Raw genomic sequence first — 16732 nt, forward strand, 5'->3', positions numbered from 1 at the left:
TGGATCAGGGTTGGCATGGGATCGGTGAATGGACAGGTTCCGGTGGATCAGGCGCTGGGCGCCTATATCCGCTTTTATCAGGAACTGCGGCCTGAAACGGTGGCGCGGCTGGACCGGCTTGCCGTGCCGGACGTGCATTTCAAGGACCCGTTCAATGATTTCCGGTCGCGCGACCGGATGAAGGCGGTGTTCACGGCCATGTTCGATGTGCTGGAACAGCCGCGTTTCATCGTGCGGGATCATGCCGTGTCGGAACAGACGGCGTACCTGCGTTGGGGCTTTGTCTTCCGCCGCAAGGGACAGCCGCGCCCCAGCACCATCGAGGGCATGTCGGAGGTGCGGTTTGATCTGGCCGGACAGGTGACCAGCCATATCGACCATTGGGATGCCGCAGAGCAGTTTTATGAAAAGCTGCCCCTGCTGGGCTGGGTGCTGCGCAAGATCAAGGCCTATATGGCGCATTAGCGCTTGTCGCGGGGCCGGCGGCGGCATACCTCCCTATGCCGCACCCGCGAAACAGAATCTGAGCCGCCACCATGAGCATTGCCATCGTCCGCACCGTCGCCGACCTGCGTGCCCAGGTGTCCGCTTGGCGTGCGGCAGGGCTGCGCACCGCCCTGGTGCCCACCATGGGCGCCCTGCATGACGGGCACCTGACGCTGGTGCGGCGTGGCCGCGAACTGGCCGACCGGGTGGTGGCGACGGTGTTCGTGAACCCCACGCAGTTCGGCCCGAACGAGGATTTCAGCCGCTATCCGCGCGATGAGGCCGGCGACGCCGCCAAGCTGGCCAGTGCCGGCTGCGACCTGTTGTTCGCGCCGACCGTTGATGTGATGTATCCGACGGGCTTTGCCACCGGCATTGATGTCGGCCCCGTCACCACCCGCTGGGAAGGCGCCTTCCGCCCCGGCCATTTCCAGGGTGTGGCCACGGTCGTGACCAAGCTGCTGTTGCAGGCCGGCGCCGATGTCGCCTGTTTTGGGGAAAAGGATTACCAGCAGCTCTGCACCATCCGGCAACTGGTGCGCGACCTGGATATCCCGGTGCAGATCGAAGGCGTGCCAACGGTGCGGGAGGCGGATGGCCTGGCCCTGTCATCGCGCAACGCCTATCTGTCACCCGAACAGCGGCAGGTGGCGGGACAGCTGAACCGCGTGATGCGCGACGCCATCGCCCGGCTGGAGGCCGGTGAGGCGGTGGAATCCGTCCTGTCGGCGGGCATTCAGGCCCTGCTGGATGCAGGCTTCACCGCGGTGGATTACTTGGCCTTGGTTGACGCCTTGACCCTGGAACCGCTGACGGAACCCGCCCCCGGTCGTCTGATTTGCACCGCCCGGCTGGGCGGGGTGCGGCTGCTGGACAATATGGCGGTATAAGAAATGGGGCGGACCCGCCGGCCCGCCCATGCTTTCCTTACCAAACGCCCGTGTTCGGCATGCTGGTCCAGGGTTCGGCCGGAGCCAGCGAGCCGCCCTTCTGCAACAGCTCGATCGAGATATTGTCGGGCGAGCGGACGAAGGCCATGCGACCATCGCGCGGCGGACGGTTGATGGTCACGCCCTTGTCCATCAGCGACTGACAGGTGGCGTAGATGTCATCCACCTCAAACGCCAGATGGCCGAAATTGCGCCCGCCCGCATAGACCTCTGGGTCCCAGTTATAGGTCAGTTCCACCTGCGCATCCGGCGTCTCATCGGCGGCCAGGAAGATCAGGGTGAAGCGGCCCGCCTGGTTTTCCATGCGGCGCAGTTCCTTGAGGCCCAGCTTGTTGCAGTAGAAATCCAGCGACTGCTCCAGGTCGGTCACACGGACCATGGTATGCAGGTATTTCATCGTTTCTTATCCAAGGGTTGGCGGAAATCCGATCCCCCTAACATGGGGCATCGGCGGGCAATATCCCAGCCCCGGCATGCAATTGTTCCCCAGCGACCCCGCATAATCGCCATGAAAGTTCGATTGCAATGCAGCATGATCCGTGTTGGCATGGATGTTAGCGGTGTCACGCAATAATATTCACCAATATTTCCGGCCCACCCCCAACGGGAGGGGGGAAGGCGTCGGCGGGGATGTGGATGACGAGTGATCCGGTCGTTCATCTATGGGTCCTGACCGCGACGGCCTTGGTCTTCGCGATGCAGCTGGGATTCTGCCTGCTGGAGGTCGGGTTCGTCCGGGCCAAGAACTCCATCAATGTCGCCATCAAGAATGTGATGGATTTCTGCATCGCCGGCTTCCTGTTCTGGCTGTTCGGCTATGCCATCATGTTCGGGCCCAGCTGGCTGGGCCTGATCGGCACGGGCGGCTTCATGCCCGACCATCTGGATGCCGCGACGCCACTGGTCTTCATCCTGTTCCAGATCATGTTCTGCGGCACGGCAACGACGATTGTGTCGGGCGCGGTGGCCGAACGCATGGGCTATGGCAGCTATATCGTCGTCTCGGCCCTGCTATCGGCCCTGATCTATCCGGTTTTCGGGCATTGGGCCTGGGGCGGGATGGCGGGACCGCAGAGTCAGGGCTGGCTCTCGGCCCTGGGCTTCATCGATTTCGCCGGCTCCACCGTGGTGCATTCGGTGGGGGGCTGGCTGTCGCTGGCGGCCGTGCTGGTCATCGGGCCGCGTACCGGGCGCTTTGACCCCGGCGTGCGCGCGCTGGGCAGCAACAACCTGACCATGGCGGCGTCGGGCGTGCTGGTCCTGTGGTTCGGCTGGCTGGGTTTCAATGGCGGGTCGGTGCTGGGCGATCTCGACAAGGCGCCGGGGGTCCTGCTGAACACCGTGGTCGCGGGCTGCGCCGGTGGCCTGACGGGGCATTTCGTCTCCGTGCTGATGGAGCCGAAGCCGCGCGTCGAACATTTCCTTAACGGCATTCTGGGCGGTTTGGTTGGCATCACGGCCTGTGCGCTGGTGGTGGGGACCGGGTCGGCTGCCATCATCGGGGCCGTGGCCGGGATCATCGTCATTGCCGGCGGCGTGCTGCTGGACCGGTTGAAGATCGACGATGCCGTGGGCGCTGTGCCGGTGCATCTGTTCGCAGGCATCTGGGGGACCCTGTGCGTGGCGCTGTTCGGGGATGTCGCCCTGTTCGGCACGGGCCTGTCGCGGTGGCAGCAGCTGGGTGTGCAGCTGACGGGTGTGGCGGCCTGCGGTGTCTTCACCTTTGGCAGCGGTTATATCCTGCTGCGGGTCATCAACCGCATCTTCCCGCTGCGCATCGATGTGGAGGCCGAACGGCTGGGCCTGAACGTTGCCGAACATGGCGCCACCTCCCCCATGCTGGATCTGGCCGCCGAGATGGAGCGCCACCGCCAGGAGGGCAAGTTCGACCGCCCCGTCCATGTGGAGCCGCAATCGGATGTGGAACTGATCGCGGCCCAGTATAACCGTGTCATCGACCGGGTGACGTCGGAGATCCAGCGCCATTCCCTGCTGCTGGAGGAACTGGGCAAGGCCAAGGTGGAGGCGGAGAATTCCAACCTTGCCAAGTCGCAGTTCCTGGCCACCATGAGCCATGAGTTGCGCACGCCGCTGAACGCCGTCATCGGCTTTTCACAGCTGATCGCCGATCAGGCCTATGGCCCCATCGATGAACATTATGTCGAACATGCCCGCGATATCCATGATGGCGGCAAGCATCTGCTGGCGCTGGTCAATGATGTGCTGGATTTCTCCCGGCTGGAGGCGGGTAAGTTCCAGCTGAATGAACAGCCGCTGGATCTCGCCCGCGTCCTGCGCGGCGTCCATCGCCTGATGCAGCCCTTGGCCGAAAGCGGCAGCATGGGCCTGATCCTGGATGTCTCCCCCGACCTGCCGGCCCTGCAGGCCGATGAACGTGCCATCCGCCAGATCCTGATCAATCTGGTCGGCAATGCGGTCAAGTTCACGCCGGCGGGCGGCAAGGTGAAACTGTCCGCCAGTTTCGAACCCGATCGCCGCCTCTGCCTGACCGTGTCGGATACGGGTATCGGCATGGACCCGTCCATGGTTTCCAAGGCGCTGGAACCCTTCACGCAGCTGGAAGGCGGGCTGGCCAAGGGCCATGGCGGGTCGGGCCTTGGCCTGTCGCTGGTCAACGCCCTGGTGCGTCTGCACGAGGGGACGCTGGTCATCCAGACAGCACCGGCCAAGGGCACAAGCGTCCATATCCGCTTCCCCATCGCCCGCACCATTGAACGGGCGGCGGAGAAGGATCGGCGGACGGGTTAAGCCCGGTCCACCCGCCCGGCATAGCATCCGCGCCGGGCCAGATGCACATGCAGATACGCCACCTCTGACCGGGCCAGATACTGCCGGAACAGGGCGTCGGCGTCCTTGCCGTCCACCACATCGGCATCGACGATCATGTCATCGCCGTCATAGGCGCGGACGGACAGGATGCGCTTGGCCATCATTAATGGCACCTCGCCCTTCGCCACCGCCGTGTCTGCATGGCCTTCGGTGACGAAGATCGGCCCCTCGGCGCGGTAGGGCGTGTGGGCCGGTTGATGCTGATAGGACAGCAGCAGGACATCGGTGCCCGCCGGTACATCGGCCAGCGTGACGCGGCAGGGGTACAGCCCATCCTGCGGCGCCGTCATGCGCCGGATGCCGCGTTGGGCCAGCGCCTGATCGTCCAGACCGAACAAGGGGGCGAAGGGGGCGGATTGCAGGCCGCTGACAATATAGGACATGGGGGACGCTCCATCATTAGGGATGGCGCAACGATGTCAGGCCAGGGCCACAGCAGCGACCCGGTTCTTGCGGTCACAGCAGCCAACGCCCCTCGGCCCAGCGCAGGGCCCATAGCGCGGTACGTCCCAGCATCCAGCGCCGGCCCCAGGCTGCCAGCGCCTCGCCATTACCCAGGTCGAAGAACAGCGGCGGTTTGCGCGCTGACGCCCGGCGCGGCACCAGATCATTGGCCATGGCCGTCAGATTGTACCCCAGCGTGCCCCAGCCGGGATGACGCCCGCCCTCCGGGCTCACCGCTTCACCACCTGCCAGCACATGTTCCAACCCGCCCACGAACAGCTTGGCATCACAGTGCAGGCGCCCGTTCGCATCGACATCCAGTCCGCTGGTTTTCAGCCAGGCCGGCCCGGCCCCGCCGGTCGCATTCAAGAACAGGTCGAAGGCGATGCGGTCACCATTGACCAGTACCGCCTCATTCCCCTCCACCCGCGCCACGGGTGCCTTTTCGATCAGGATGGCGCCATGGGTCGACAGGATTTCCGCCAGCTTAACCCCCGCCGGTCCCGGCAATTCTGTCAGGATCAGGCCGCGCATCAGCAAGGTGACGGCCACATGCCCGCCCAGCAGGGCGGCAAGATTGATGATCGACAGGGCGATGCGCACCGCCTCTACCCCGCCGCCGGCGATGGTCAGGGCCACGACGCGGCCCGGATGCTGCTCAAACCGCGCCTCCAGCGCCGAACGCAGGTCCAGCAGGCGGGACAGGGGGCGGGTGGCGAAGCAGCGGGCATGGCCCTGGGTACCGGGCAGGGGCCGGGTGCCCGCATCGGGCGCGATGGAAAGCAGGTCGAAGGGGACGGGCTCCCCCTCATGCCGATGCACCAGCCCGGCCTTCAGGTCCAGGCCCAGAACGGCATCATCGATGAATCCGATCCCCGCATCCCGCGCCAGGGCGCCCGCATCCAGGCGGGCGGTGGCCGGATCGATCCGCCCGGCCAGCAGGGCCGGCACGGCCTCTGCCCAAACCTGCGGGGCAGGGGATAGCAGCGTAGTCTTGTGCCCAGCCCGGCCCAGGGCGGACAGGCGTTTCAGCAAGGGCGGGCGTGCATGACCACCGCCCAGAAGCAGGATACGCTGTGGCCTGCTCAACCGGCGGCCTTTGTGGCCACGGCACCTTCGGTCGGGTCGCGCAGCACATAGCCGCGGCCCCACACCGTTTCGATATAATTGTCGCCCTCTGTGGCGGTGGTCAGCTTCTTGCGCAGCTTGCAGACGAAGACGTCGATGATCTTCAGCTCCGGCTCATCCATGCCGCCATAGAGATGGTTCAAGAACATCTCTTTGGTCAGGGTCGTGCCCTTGCGCAAGGACAGCAGCTCCAGAATGCCATATTCCTTGCCGGTCAGGTGCAGGGGCGCACCCTCCACCGTGGCCGTCTTGGCATCCAGGTTCACGGTCAGCTTGCCGGTGCGGATGATGCTTTCCGAATGGCCCTTGGACCGGCGGATGATGGCCTGTACACGCGCGATCAACTCGCGCTTGTCGAACGGTTTGGTCAGGTAATCATCGGCGCCGAAACCCAGACCCTTGATCTTGTTATCCAGATCGGACAGGCCCGACAGGATCAGGATGGGGGTGTTGACCCGCGAGGCGCGCAGGCGGCGCAGCACCTCGTACCCGTCCATGTCGGGCAGCATCAGATCCAGGATGATGATATCGTAGTCGTAGAGTTTACCGATCTCCAGCCCGTCTTCACCCAGGCTGGTGGCGTCCACGATGTACCCGCCTTCGGCGGACAGCATCAGCTGGATGCTTTTCTGCATCGCGGCATCGTCTTCAACCAGCAGGACGCGCATGATGGTTTCCTCGGGAGCAGGAGTGGGTATACCCATCTACGGCAGATAGGTTAACAGAGCCTCTACGGATATGCTATCCGACCAATGGTTTTGCCAGGGGTGATAGCCTGTTCATTCGTATGTGCCCGGCCATGTCATTGCGGATTTGCCAAAGACCAGGGGCGTTCCATGCTTGATCACGATCAGTTGGTGCAAGAGATCAACGCCTTGCCGACCTATGCCGTGTTTGGCCGCGTCACCTCGGTGCTTGGCATGATGGTCGAAGTCGGAGGCGTGGAACGGCGCCTGTCCATCGGCGGCCGCTGCCGCGTCATCACGCGCGGGGGTAAACCTGTCCCGTGCGAGGTGGTGGGCTTTCGCGGGGGACGCGCATTGCTGATGCCGTTCGGCACGCTGGACGATATTGGCCTGGGCTGCCGGGCGGAGGTGGCGGAGGGACAGGCCTCCATCTATCCGACGCAGGCCTGGCTGGGCCGGGTCATCAACGCCCTGGGACAGCCCATCGACGGCAAGGGCCCCCTGCCCACCGGTGACGTCCCCTATTTGATCAAGGCTGGCCCGCCGCCCGCTCATGCCCGCAAACGGGTAGGGGGCAAGATGGATCTGGGCGTCAAGTCCATCAACACCTTCCTGTCCTGCTGCCGGGGGCAGCGCATGGGCATCTTCGCCGGGTCGGGCGTGGGCAAGTCGGTGCTGATGTCCATGCTGGCCAAATATACAGAGGCCAATGTCAGCGTCATCGGCCTGATCGGCGAACGTGGGCGCGAGGTGCAGGAATTCCTGGAACATGATCTGGGACCCGAAGGTATCGCCCGCTCCGTCGTTATCGTGGCGACGTCGGACGAGCCGCCCTTGATGCGCCGTCAGGCCGCCTATCTCACCTTTGCCGTGTCGGAGTTTTTCCGCGATCAGGAACAGGATGTGCTGTGCCTGATGGACAGCGTCACCCGATTCGCCATGGCCCAGCGTGAGATCGGCCTGTCCGCCGGCGAACCGCCGACCACCAAGGGCTATCCCCCCACCGTGTTCGCCGAACTGCCGCGCCTGCTGGAACGCGCCGGGCCGGGCACAGGCGTGGGCACGATCAGCGGCCTGTTCACGGTGCTGGTCGAAGGCGGCGACATGGAAGAACCGATCGCCGACGCGGTGCGCGGTATCCTGGACGGGCATATCGTGATGGAACGCAAGATCGGCGAGCGCGGGCGCTATCCCGCCATCAATATCCTGCGCTCGGTCAGCCGTACCATGCCCGGCTGCAACACGCCCGAACAGAACGCCCTGGTCGGCAAGGCGCGGCGCCTGATGTCGGCCTATTCCGACATGGAGGAGATGATCCGCCTGGGTGCGTACCGCAAGGGCAGCGACGCGCAGGTGGATGAGGCCATCCATTACAACCCGGCCATTGAGGCCTTTCTGCGCCAGAACAAGGGGGAACGCAGCACCCTTGACCAGGGCTATGCCGAACTGGCGGCCATCCTGGGCGGGGCCAGCGGATGAAGGACCTCAAACCCCTGATCCGCCTTAACCAGCGCGAGGTTGACCAGCGCCGCCGCGTCGTCGTGCAGCTTCAGGAAAGCCAGGACCGTCTGGTGGCGGAGCGGGAGCAGTTCGAACAACAGGTGATCGTGGAGCGCGATCTGGCCGCCACCGACCTGATGCTGGCCAAATCCTACCCGGCCTTTGCCCGGCGGGTGGAAATGCTGCGCGATGAGTATGAACGCCGGGCCGCCACCCTGCGCCTGGAACTGGAGCGGGCGGAGGAAGCCCTGGCCGAGGCGTTCCGCGAACAGAAGAAGTTCGAGCAGGTGCAAGAACAGCGCGACCTTGCCGCCAAGGAAGCCCGCCGCTACCGGGAAACCCAGATGTTCGACGAGGTCGCCTCCATCCGCTTTTCCCGGCAGCAGGGGGCGGAAGGCGAGGGAGAGGGGTGATCAGCGAGGGGGTGTTTTGACAGGTGCCAGCCTTGCGGCCTCACGCAAGGCTGCATTCATCCGGGACTGCCACCCATAGCCACCCGACCGGAAATGGTCGATCACATCCTGGTCAAGGCGGAGTGATACCAGCGCCTTGGTCGGCGCCTTCTGCGGCCCCCGCCGCCGCAATAGCTGCCCTGCCGCCTCTTCCCCCAGCAGACGGGGAAGCATCTCGGCCCCCGGTCTGGCGCGGGCAAAGAAATCCGCATCCAATTCAGGCGATACCTCGTCGGTCAGCTCAGGGTTGGGTTTCGGCATAGCGAGCACACTCCCGCTCATTGGCGCGGCGAAGGCTGATGACGCGCAGCACCTGCCCCCGCATAGTGAAAACAAGCACATGCAGCCGGTCACCGATAAATCCCAGGGCCTGGAAACGCGGTTCCCCATATTCCCGTCGGTCATCGGCGGCGATCAGTGCCGTGGCGAAGTCGAAGTCTGCGGCCAAGGCAAAGGAAATGCCGCGTTCGGCAATGTTCCTTTGATCCTTGGCCGGGTCAAATTCGATCTCCATAGCAGATCGTATCTACAAAAAGATGGTCAGGCAAGGCGGATTGTATCTACAAATTAAGGTGCGGTTGCTCACCGCATCTTCGCCAGACACTCCACCTCCAGCAGCGCACCCAGCGCCAGGCCGTTGGTGCCGAAGGCAGAGCGGGCGGGAAGGCGGTCGGGCTTGAAATAGGTGACGTAGATCTTGTTGAAGTCGCCCCACTGCTTCATGTCCGCCATCATGACGGTGCATTTGAAGACATGGTCCATGGTCAGTCCGCGTTTTTCCACGGCGGCCTTGATATTCTCCATCACCTGCCGGCCCTGCGCCACCATGCCATCGGGCAGTTTCAGGTTGGCATCGGTGCCCAGCTGTCCCGACAGGTAAAGCACCCCATCCACTTCCACCGATTCGGAGAAGGGGGCACCGGGGAAGGATTTGTGGAAGACCATGTCATCGGCCAGGGCCGGGCCTGTGGAAATCCCGGCCAGCAGCAGGCCGGCGGCAAGTGCATGCTTCATCATCTCGGTTCTCCTTCAACCCCAGACATCGCGCGCAAAGCGCAGGAAATTGCGGCCCAGGATCTTTTCCACCTGTCCGGTTTTCAGACCCTTGGCCAGCAGCAGGTCGGCCAGTTTCTGGAACTGTCCCGGCCCGCGCAGATCCATGATGAAGGGGGTGGTGGTGGCGCTTTCGCCTGCCGCCGCGATGCCCAGCTTCACCCGCTGCTCATTCTCCTTCCGCAACTCCTCCATATAGGCGTCCATATCATCATAGGAGGTGACATAGCCGTCGGTGCCGATGCCGATATGGTCCTCCCCCGCCACCTTCACGGCGTGCATTATATGGGTGGCGACATCATCGGCGGTGGCGATGCGGCCCTTGGCCAGGAAGGGCATGAAATAGATGCCGACAAAGCCGCCCTTGTCGGCGATGCCGCGCATTTCCGCATCCGTCTTGTTGCGCCCCAGATCGGTGATGGCACGGCAGCCGGTATGGTTGACCGACAGGGGCCGTGTCGCCGCCTTGATCGCGTCCAGGCAGGTCTGGCGGTTGGAATGCGACAGGTCGACCATGACTTTGTTCGCCTCGATCCGGGCCATCACTTCCCGGCCGAATGGCGTCAGCCCCTGATCCTCCGGCATCAGGCTGCCGGACCCCAGATCGTTCTGGAGATTGTAGGTCAGCTGCATGACCCGCACGCCCATATCGGCGAAGAGATCGACGCGGCTTGCGTCCTTGCCGAACATGGTGGCGTTCTGGAACCCCATGATGATGCCGATCTTGCCCTCGGCCCGCGCGCGCTCAATATCGCCCGCCGTCAGGATCAGGGACAGATCACGCGGCTGGTTGCGGATTTGCAGCAGGGTGGAGGCCGTCTCCCGCACGCTGAATTCAAACGGCTCCCCCGGACCCGCGACCCAGCCGATGGTGCTGTTGACCACATGCAGGCCCGACCGGCGGGCATCATCCAGCGCGCGCTGATCAATGCGCAGCTTTTCCGCCCGTGAGGCGCCGTCCGCCGGTTTCACATTGGGATTGCCCAGCCCGCCCAGGGCATTGATGACCAGCATGTCGCGGATGCTGCTGGCACCCGCAGGGCCGGGGATGGCGGTGGCGGCCTGTACGGCGGCGGGCAGCAGGGCCGCCGCGGCCCCGGTCAGCAGCAGATGGCGTCGGGCAATCTCACTCATCCTGGGGCATCTCCTGTGCGGTGATGGGGCGATAGGCGGTGCGGTCAAGGCGCGTGCCGCGCTTCACCGTGAAACGGATGGAGGTCAGGTTAGCCAGATCGGCCAACGGGTCCTTCGCCAGCACAACGAAATTGGCAAGCTTGCCGGCCTCCACGCTGCCCATCTCCGCCTCTTGGCCCAGGACGCGGGCACCGTCCAGCGTCGCGGCGCGGATCACCTCCGCCCGGCCCATGCCCGCCTTTGTGTGCAGCAGGTTAAGCTCGTCATACAGGGCGGGCCAGGGATGGGCGGCGGGCGGTACGCCGTCGGTGCCGGTGACGATGGTGACGCCTTCGCGCCGCGCCTGCGCCGTCAGAGCCGCTGCCACCTCCAGGGTACAATGAGGCCGTGGCTTCATGTCGGGTTTGGCGGCCAGACGCCTGTCATATTCCTGATAGACGCGCAGGGTGGCGTCCAGAATGATGCCGCGCTTTGCCATGTCCCGGAACAGGGCCGCCATCTCGGGATTATCCCCGCCCTTCAGCCGGTCGATCTCCACCAGACGCCGGTCCTTGTAGGTCAGGGGGCGGGGGTTGGAGATGTGGTAGGCGAGGTAGCAGGTGTGGGAAATGCTGTCGACGCCGGCGGCCACCACATCGGCGGGCGGGGTGGGGAACACCATGCCATGGGCCCAGACGCGCAGGCCCTGGCGGTGCGCCTCTGTCGTGATGGCGCGGACATCCTGGGGCCGCAGATTGTCATACAGCTTGACAGCGATGGCGGACGTGCCGCGCGCCAGGGTCACGGCTTCCGCCAGGTTGGTGGCGTCATCGACAGCGCGCATCCAGGGCACGGTGCCGGGCTTCACCCCCTCTGCTGCTGCTGCGGTGCGCGGATCATCGAAGAAATCGGGACCCGCAAACAGGGCGGCGGCCCAGATGTCCGGCCCCGGCACCTCGCCCACGCGCGCGGCGCGGGCATATTCATTGATGGCGCGCAGATCGTCGGCCATGTCGCGCACCGCCGTGATGCCACCAAACACATCGCGGCGCATCTGTGCTTCTGCCTGCACCCGGTTGGGTGGTGTCGCCATATGCTGATGGCTGTCGATCAGGCCGGGGATCAGATACTGGCCGGTCAGGTCGATCAGGGTGGCGCCTGTGCGGCTGGTCTCATCCAACTGCGCCAGGGGCAGGACCTTTGCGATCCGCTCCCCTTCCGTGATCACCGCCATGCCGGGCTGTGCCGGTCCGCCGCGCCCGTCGATCAGGGTGACGCCGGCATAGATCACGCGGGCGCCCTTTTCCGCCGGGGCAAAGGGCCGCTCCATGGCGCCCGGCGGGGCATGGGCCAGGGCGGGGGACAGAAGTGACGCCGCCAGCAGCAGGAGGCCGAGGGCCGTGCAGGTCATTCCTGGCCGCACGGTTCCGTGAAATCCCATCATCCCCCTGTTTCCCCTCTCTGTTCAGCGTTCCAGCGCTGGGCTCAATTCCGGCCAGCCGCGTTTGCGCACCATCGGCATGAAGGTGGCGCTGACGGGAACCAGCAGGCCGCCCTCCAGGCGCAGCGCCCATTTGCGCCCGTCGCGCCGTTCCAGGCCGCGCACGGCCCGGCCCGCCACCCAATAGCCGCGATGCACCTGTTCGCCATCCAGCGGCGACAGTTCAGCCAGCGCGTCGCGCAGCCGGTACAGCACCAGCGGCTTTCGCCCATCGCTCAGATGCAGGCGCAGATAATGATCCTCTGCCTCCACCGCCATCACCTGCGCCGGGTCGGTCACCCCGGCCCGCAGCAGCAGGCCGCCGCTGGGTGCATCGATGGGCAGGGCTGGTGCTGTCACTGCCATGTCCGCCGCGGCAGCGGTCGCAACCGCCGCCATCTCCGGCGTGCCGGTCATCTGATGCCGGCGCATGCCCCAGCGTGCAGCCTCGATCCCGGCGCAGATGATCAGGCCCAGGGCCACCGCCGTGCCGTAAAGCGGCAGATAGGCGGGCGCCGGGCCACCGACAAAGGCGTTGGCCACCTGCACCTCAAACGGCAGGGTCAGGCGCAGAATGAACACCGACAGAACGCCCATCAGCGCCATGTCGCGTTCCCGCCAGCCAACCAGCGGGCCAGTAAGCCGGAACCAGACCCACCATTTCAGGCAGCTGACCGCCATCAGCCCCAGCCAATAGGGCAGGCGTTCCTGGAACGGAATGCGGATCGTTCCAAACGGCCCCATGATGGTGAGGGCGACCGATACGATCAACCACATCAACAACATGCCGAGGAGACTGGGCGGGCTTTTCATGGGGCGGCTTGGAACAGTGATGGTGAGGGGCAGGATAGTGGAAGGGCGGCAGGGGTGCCACCCTGAAGGGTGCCTTCGCGGTGCCAATCCGTTACGGGGGTTTACGCCCACCCCCGGTTCCCGGCACACTCCGCGCCGTTTGGGTTCTGACGGTGCGGAAGGTGCGGTATGACGGCTGGGCGTTGGCAATTCTGGATCGACCGGGGCGGCACCTTCACCGACATCGTGGCTCGCCGCCCGGATGGCCGCCTGCTGACCCACAAGCTTCTGTCGGAAAACCCCGAACGCTACCGCGACGCGGCGGTGCAGGGCATCCGCGACCTGCTGGGCGTGGCGCCGGGGGAACCCGTGCCGGCGGACGCGGTGGAGGCTGTGCGCATGGGCACGACGGTCGCCACCAACGCCCTGCTGGAACGCAAGGGGGAGAAGACCTTGCTGGTCATCACCGCCGGCCTGGGCGATCAGCTGCGCATCGGCTATCAGGCGCGGCCCAAGATATTCGCGCGCAGGATCGAACTGCCCGAACAGCTTTACACCCGCGTGGTGGAGGTGCCGGAACGGGTGATGGCCGATGGCACCGTGCGCCGTCCCCTGGACCTGGATGCCGCACGGGCAGGGTTACAGGCGGCGTTCGAGGCGGGTTATCGCGCTTGCGCCATCATCTTCATGCACGGCTATCGCTATCCCGCACACGAGGCCGCCGTGGCCGATCTGGCGCGGGAGATCGGGTTCACGCAAGTGTCGGCCAGCCATCAGGTCAGCCCCCTGATGAAGATGGTGGGGCGCGGCGACACGACCGTGGCCGATGCCTATCTGTCGCCCATCCTGCGCCGCTATGTGGCGCAGGTGGCCGACGCGCTGCCCGGCATTCCGCTCTATTTCATGCAGTCCAATGGCGGCCTGACGGAGGCTGCCCGTTTCCAGGGCCGCGACGCGATCCTGTCGGGTCCCGCCGGCGGGATCGTCGGCGCGGTTCGGACGGCGGCCGCAGAAGGGCTGGACCGTATCATCGGCTTCGATATGGGCGGCACCAGCACCGATGTCTCCCACTATGCCGGCACCTATGAACGCAGCCTGGAAACGGTGGTGGCGGGGGTGCGCCTGCGCGTGCCCATGCTGCGCATCCATACGGTGGCGGCGGGTGGCGGGTCCATCTGCCGGTTTGATGGCGCGCGGCTGCGCGTGGGGCCGCAGTCGGCGGGGTCCAATCCCGGTCCCGCCGCCTATCGCCGGGGCGGGCCGCTGACGGTCACCGACTGCAATGTCATGGTCGGCAAGCTGCATCCCGATTTCTTCCCCGCGGTGTTTGGCCCCAACGGCGATCAGAAGCTGGACGCCGAAATGGTGCGGGCGAAGTTCGCGGCCATGGCGGCGGAGGTGGCGGCGGCCACGGGCCGGCCCATGGGGGCAGAGGCGCTGGCCGAGGGCTTCCTGAAAATTGCCGTGGAGAATATGGCGAATGCCATCAAGCATATCTCCGTTCAGCGGGGATATGATGTCACCCGCTATGCCCTGAACTGCTTCGGCGGGGCAGGGGGGCAGCATGCCTGTCTGGTGGCCGACGCGCTGGGCATGACCAGCGTCTATCTGCACCCGTTCGCGGGCGTGCTGTCGGCCTATGGCATGGGCCTGGCCGATCTGGGTGCCTTGCGCGACCGGTCGGTGGAATTGGTCCTGGGGCCGGACGCGATGGCGGAACTGTCATCGGTGCTGGAGGCGCTGGGCACCGATGCAGCGGCGGAACTGCGCGAACAGGGGGTCACCGATGCCGGTATCCGCCTGATCCACACGGCCCGCATCAAGGTGGCGGGCACCGATGCGACGCTGGAGGTGCCATTCGGATCGGAGTCCGACATGCGTGCCGCCTTTGCGGCCGAACATCGCCAGCGCTTCGGCTTTGATGTTCCCCACCGCCCGCTGGTGGTGGAAAGCCTGTCGGCGGAGGCGGTGGCGGCCAGTGGGGAACAATTGTCTGACACCCTGATGGCCGAACCCGACACTGTGGCCGCCCCGTCGCCGCGTGCCACCGTGCCCGTCTGGATGGAGGGTGTGGAGCGGATGGTGGCCGTCCATGACCGCGACGCCCTGGTCCCCGGTGTCGCCATCGACGGTCCCGCCATCCTGACGGAGGCGACGGGGACGACGCTGGTTGAACCCGGCTGGCAGGCGCGGGTGACGGTGCGGGGCGGGTTGATCTTGCGCCGCGTGGTGCCGCTGCCGGCCCGTGTGGCCGTGGGCACCGATGCCGATCCCGTGATGCTGGAGGTGTTCAACAACCTGTTCATGTCCATCGCCGAACAGATGGGGCTGGCGCTGGAGAACACGGCGCATTCCGTGAATATCAAGGAACGGCTGGATTTCTCCTGTGCCCTGTTCGATGCGGGCGGCAATCTGATCGCCAATGCCCCGCATATCCCGGTCCATCTGGGGTCGATGGGGGACAGCGTGCGCACCGTGATCACTGCGCGGCGCGACAGTTTGCGTCCTGGCGATGCGGTGATGCTGAACAACCCCTATCGCGGCGGCACGCATCTGCCCGATGTGACCGTGGTGACGCCGGTCTTTGATCAGGCCGGAAGGGACATCCTGTTCTGGGTGGCCAGCCGGGGGCATCAGGCCGATATCGGTGGCATCACGCCCGGTTCCATGCCGCCCGACAGCACCCATATCGATCAGGAAGGCATCCTGATCGATAATTTCCTGCTGGTCCGCGATGGCGTCCTGCTGGAACGCGAAGTGGTGGAGCTGTTGACCAGCGGCCCCTGGCCCGCCCGCAATATCGAACAGAATCTGGGCGACCTGCGCGCCCAGATCGCCGCCAATGCACGCGGGCGGGATGAACTGTTGAAGATGGTCGATCTTTTCGGTATCAAAACGGTTATCTCCTACATGGGCCATGTCCAGCGCAATGCCGAGGAACAGGTGCGCCGGGTGATCGGCGTCCTGAAGGATGGTCATTTCGATCTCGAAATGGATAGCGGAGCGCATGTGCGCGTCGCCGTCTCCATCGACCGCGCCGCCCGGTCGGCGCGGATCGACTTCACCGGCACGTCGGAACAGCAGTCGGGGAACTTCAACGCGCCGTCGGCCATTGTTCGCGCTGCCGTGCTGTATGTCTTCCGAACCCTGGTGGATGATGACATCCCGCTGAATGATGGCTGCTTGCAGCCGCTGGAGATCATCATCCCCGAAGGCAGCATGCTGAACCCACGCTACCCCGCCGCCGTGGTAGCCGGAAATGTGGAGGTCAGTCAGGCCGTGACCAATGCGCTCTACGGCGCGCTGGGCGTTCTGGCCGCCGCGCAGGGGACGATGAACAATTTCACCTTCGGCAACGAGAAGTACCAGTATTACGAGACGATCTGTGGCGGGTCGGGCGCTGGGCCCGGCTTTGACGGCACCGACGGCGTGCATACCCACATGACCAACAGCCGCCTGACCGATCCGGAGGTGCTGGAATGGCGCTTCCCTGTTCTGCTGGACAGTTTCCGCCTGCGCAGCGGTTCCGGCGGGGTGGGGCGCTGGACGGGCGGAGAGGGCGTGGAACGCCGCATCCGCTTCCTGGAGCCGATGACCGCCGCCATCCTGTCCAACAACCGCCGCATCCGGCCCTATGGGCTGGCGGGTGGCGGCGATGCCCTGCCGGGCGGCGCACGGGTGGAACGGGCCGATGGGCGCATTGAGGTGCTGTCAGCCACCGCCAAGGCCGAGATGGCAGCCGAAGACGTGTTCGTCATCGAGACGCCGGGTGGCGGGGGATATGGGGTGATTTAAGAG

16 protein-coding genes are annotated in these 16732 nt (G+C 65.3%); 6 read left to right on the top strand and 10 right to left on the bottom strand.

Annotated elements, in window-relative coordinates; translation table 11 throughout:
- Positions 1-15 precede the first annotated feature (15 nt).
- Both ACT6Q8_RS01270 and panC read left to right on the top strand, forming a co-directional pair.
- Entirely contained in the window at positions 16-465 is a 450-nt protein-coding gene (locus tag ACT6Q8_RS01270; RefSeq protein ID WP_054165847.1) for a nuclear transport factor 2 family protein, read from the top strand.
- A 71-nt stretch (positions 466-536) separates the two neighbouring features.
- Complete coding sequence (panC, locus tag ACT6Q8_RS01275; protein ID WP_444735022.1) at positions 537-1376, top strand: pantoate--beta-alanine ligase; 840 nt, start codon at positions 537-539, stop codon at positions 1374-1376.
- A gap of 37 nt (positions 1377-1413) precedes the next feature.
- On the opposite strand, the gene ACT6Q8_RS01280 is transcribed toward panC, so the two are convergent.
- Positions 1414-1833 carry a VOC family protein gene (locus tag ACT6Q8_RS01280; RefSeq protein ID WP_444735023.1) on the bottom strand — a complete coding sequence of 140 codons (420 nt, stop codon included), beginning with the start codon at positions 1831-1833 and terminating at the stop codon, positions 1414-1416.
- Positions 1834-2072: 239 nt separating this feature from the next.
- Here ACT6Q8_RS01280 and amt point away from each other — a divergent pair, with 239 nt between their 5' ends.
- Complete coding sequence (gene amt, locus ACT6Q8_RS01285; protein ID WP_054165850.1) at positions 2073-4205, top strand: ammonium transporter; 2133 nt, start codon at positions 2073-2075, stop codon at positions 4203-4205.
- Here the strand turns inward: amt and ACT6Q8_RS01290 are convergent.
- The 3 genes from ACT6Q8_RS01290 to ctrA all read right to left on the bottom strand — a co-directional run bounded on the left by ACT6Q8_RS01290 (position 4202) and on the right by ctrA (position 6526).
- On the bottom strand, positions 4202-4669 hold the full coding sequence (locus ACT6Q8_RS01290; RefSeq protein WP_054165851.1) for a DUF1203 domain-containing protein: 468 nt from the start codon (positions 4667-4669) through the stop codon (positions 4202-4204). The genes amt and ACT6Q8_RS01290 overlap by 4 nt on opposite strands.
- 73 nt (positions 4670-4742) lie before the next feature.
- A complete protein-coding gene (locus ACT6Q8_RS01295) occupies positions 4743-5819 on the bottom strand; it encodes an NAD(P)/FAD-dependent oxidoreductase (protein ID WP_444735024.1) in 1077 nt (358 codons plus the stop codon).
- Entirely contained in the window at positions 5816-6526 is a 711-nt protein-coding gene (ctrA, locus tag ACT6Q8_RS01300; protein WP_054165853.1) for a response regulator transcription factor CtrA, read from the bottom strand. The genes ACT6Q8_RS01295 and ctrA overlap by 4 nt, the downstream gene beginning before the upstream one ends.
- A gap of 168 nt (positions 6527-6694) precedes the next feature.
- On the opposite strand from ctrA, the gene fliI reads away from it, so the two are divergent.
- Complete coding sequence (gene fliI / locus ACT6Q8_RS01305; RefSeq protein WP_444735025.1) at positions 6695-8023, top strand: flagellar protein export ATPase FliI; 1329 nt, start codon at positions 6695-6697, stop codon at positions 8021-8023.
- Positions 8020-8457 carry a flagellar FliJ family protein gene (locus ACT6Q8_RS01310; RefSeq protein WP_054165855.1) on the top strand — a complete coding sequence of 146 codons (438 nt, stop codon included), beginning with the start codon at positions 8020-8022 and terminating at the stop codon, positions 8455-8457. The genes fliI and ACT6Q8_RS01310 overlap by 4 nt, the downstream gene beginning before the upstream one ends.
- Here ACT6Q8_RS01310 and ACT6Q8_RS01315 read toward each other — a convergent pair whose 3' ends face one another.
- The 6 genes from ACT6Q8_RS01315 to ACT6Q8_RS01340 form a co-directional block, all read right to left on the bottom strand.
- Entirely contained in the window at positions 8458-8757 is a 300-nt protein-coding gene (locus tag ACT6Q8_RS01315) for a BrnA antitoxin family protein (RefSeq protein WP_082371916.1), read from the bottom strand.
- Complete coding sequence (locus tag ACT6Q8_RS01320) at positions 8738-9010, bottom strand: BrnT family toxin (protein WP_054165857.1); 273 nt, start codon at positions 9008-9010, stop codon at positions 8738-8740. The genes ACT6Q8_RS01315 and ACT6Q8_RS01320 overlap by 20 nt, the downstream gene beginning before the upstream one ends.
- 68 nt (positions 9011-9078) lie before the next feature.
- Entirely contained in the window at positions 9079-9513 is a 435-nt protein-coding gene (locus ACT6Q8_RS01325; RefSeq protein ID WP_444735026.1) for a RidA family protein, read from the bottom strand.
- 12 nt (positions 9514-9525) lie between these two features.
- Positions 9526-10683: a dipeptidase gene (locus ACT6Q8_RS01330; protein WP_444735027.1), complete on the bottom strand. Its 1158-nt coding sequence runs from the start codon at positions 10681-10683 to the stop codon at positions 9526-9528.
- Positions 10676-12106, bottom strand: coding sequence for an amidohydrolase family protein (locus ACT6Q8_RS01335; protein ID WP_444735028.1), 1431 nt, complete (start codon positions 12104-12106; stop codon positions 10676-10678). Before ACT6Q8_RS01335 ends, ACT6Q8_RS01330 begins: the two co-directional genes overlap by 8 nt.
- Positions 12107-12127: 21 nt before the next feature.
- Positions 12128-12919: a LytTR family DNA-binding domain-containing protein gene (locus ACT6Q8_RS01340; protein WP_444735029.1), complete on the bottom strand. Its 792-nt coding sequence runs from the start codon at positions 12917-12919 to the stop codon at positions 12128-12130.
- Between the two features lie 204 nt (positions 12920-13123).
- Between ACT6Q8_RS01340 and ACT6Q8_RS01345 the strand changes: the two genes are divergently transcribed.
- Positions 13124-16729, top strand: a complete 3606-nt coding sequence (locus ACT6Q8_RS01345) for a hydantoinase B/oxoprolinase family protein (RefSeq protein ID WP_444735030.1) — start codon at positions 13124-13126, stop codon at positions 16727-16729.
- Positions 16730-16732 lie beyond the last annotated feature (3 nt).

The sequence above is a fragment of the Niveispirillum sp. genome (genome assembly GCF_052437035.1).
Classification (GTDB): Bacteria; Pseudomonadota; Alphaproteobacteria; order Azospirillales; family Azospirillaceae; genus Niveispirillum.

Coding starts and splice junctions, on each gene's coding strand:
- ACT6Q8_RS01330 (WP_444735027.1), bottom strand. CDS start 10,683: ATGAGTGAGATTGCCCGACGCCATCTGCTGCTGACCGGGGCCGCGGCG.
- amt (WP_054165850.1), top strand. CDS start 2,073: ATGACGAGTGATCCGGTCGTTCATCTATGGGTCCTGACCGCGACGGCC.
- panC (WP_444735022.1), top strand. CDS start 537: ATGAGCATTGCCATCGTCCGCACCGTCGCCGACCTGCGTGCCCAGGTG.
- ACT6Q8_RS01325 (WP_444735026.1), bottom strand. CDS start 9,513: ATGATGAAGCATGCACTTGCCGCCGGCCTGCTGCTGGCCGGGATTTCC.
- ACT6Q8_RS01280 (WP_444735023.1), bottom strand. CDS start 1,833: ATGAAATACCTGCATACCATGGTCCGTGTGACCGACCTGGAGCAGTCG.
- ACT6Q8_RS01290 (WP_054165851.1), bottom strand. CDS start 4,669: ATGTCCTATATTGTCAGCGGCCTGCAATCCGCCCCCTTCGCCCCCTTG.
- ACT6Q8_RS01270 (WP_054165847.1), top strand. CDS start 16: ATGGGATCGGTGAATGGACAGGTTCCGGTGGATCAGGCGCTGGGCGCC.
- ACT6Q8_RS01335 (WP_444735028.1), bottom strand. CDS start 12,106: ATGATGGGATTTCACGGAACCGTGCGGCCAGGAATGACCTGCACGGCC.
- ACT6Q8_RS01340 (WP_444735029.1), bottom strand. CDS start 12,919: ATGTGGTTGATCGTATCGGTCGCCCTCACCATCATGGGGCCGTTTGGA.
- ACT6Q8_RS01320 (WP_054165857.1), bottom strand. CDS start 9,010: ATGGAGATCGAATTTGACCCGGCCAAGGATCAAAGGAACATTGCCGAA.
- fliI (WP_444735025.1), top strand. CDS start 6,695: ATGCTTGATCACGATCAGTTGGTGCAAGAGATCAACGCCTTGCCGACC.
- ACT6Q8_RS01310 (WP_054165855.1), top strand. CDS start 8,020: ATGAAGGACCTCAAACCCCTGATCCGCCTTAACCAGCGCGAGGTTGAC.
- ACT6Q8_RS01315 (WP_082371916.1), bottom strand. CDS start 8,757: ATGCCGAAACCCAACCCTGAGCTGACCGACGAGGTATCGCCTGAATTG.
- ctrA (WP_054165853.1), bottom strand. CDS start 6,526: ATGCGCGTCCTGCTGGTTGAAGACGATGCCGCGATGCAGAAAAGCATC.
- ACT6Q8_RS01345 (WP_444735030.1), top strand. CDS start 13,124: ATGACGGCTGGGCGTTGGCAATTCTGGATCGACCGGGGCGGCACCTTC.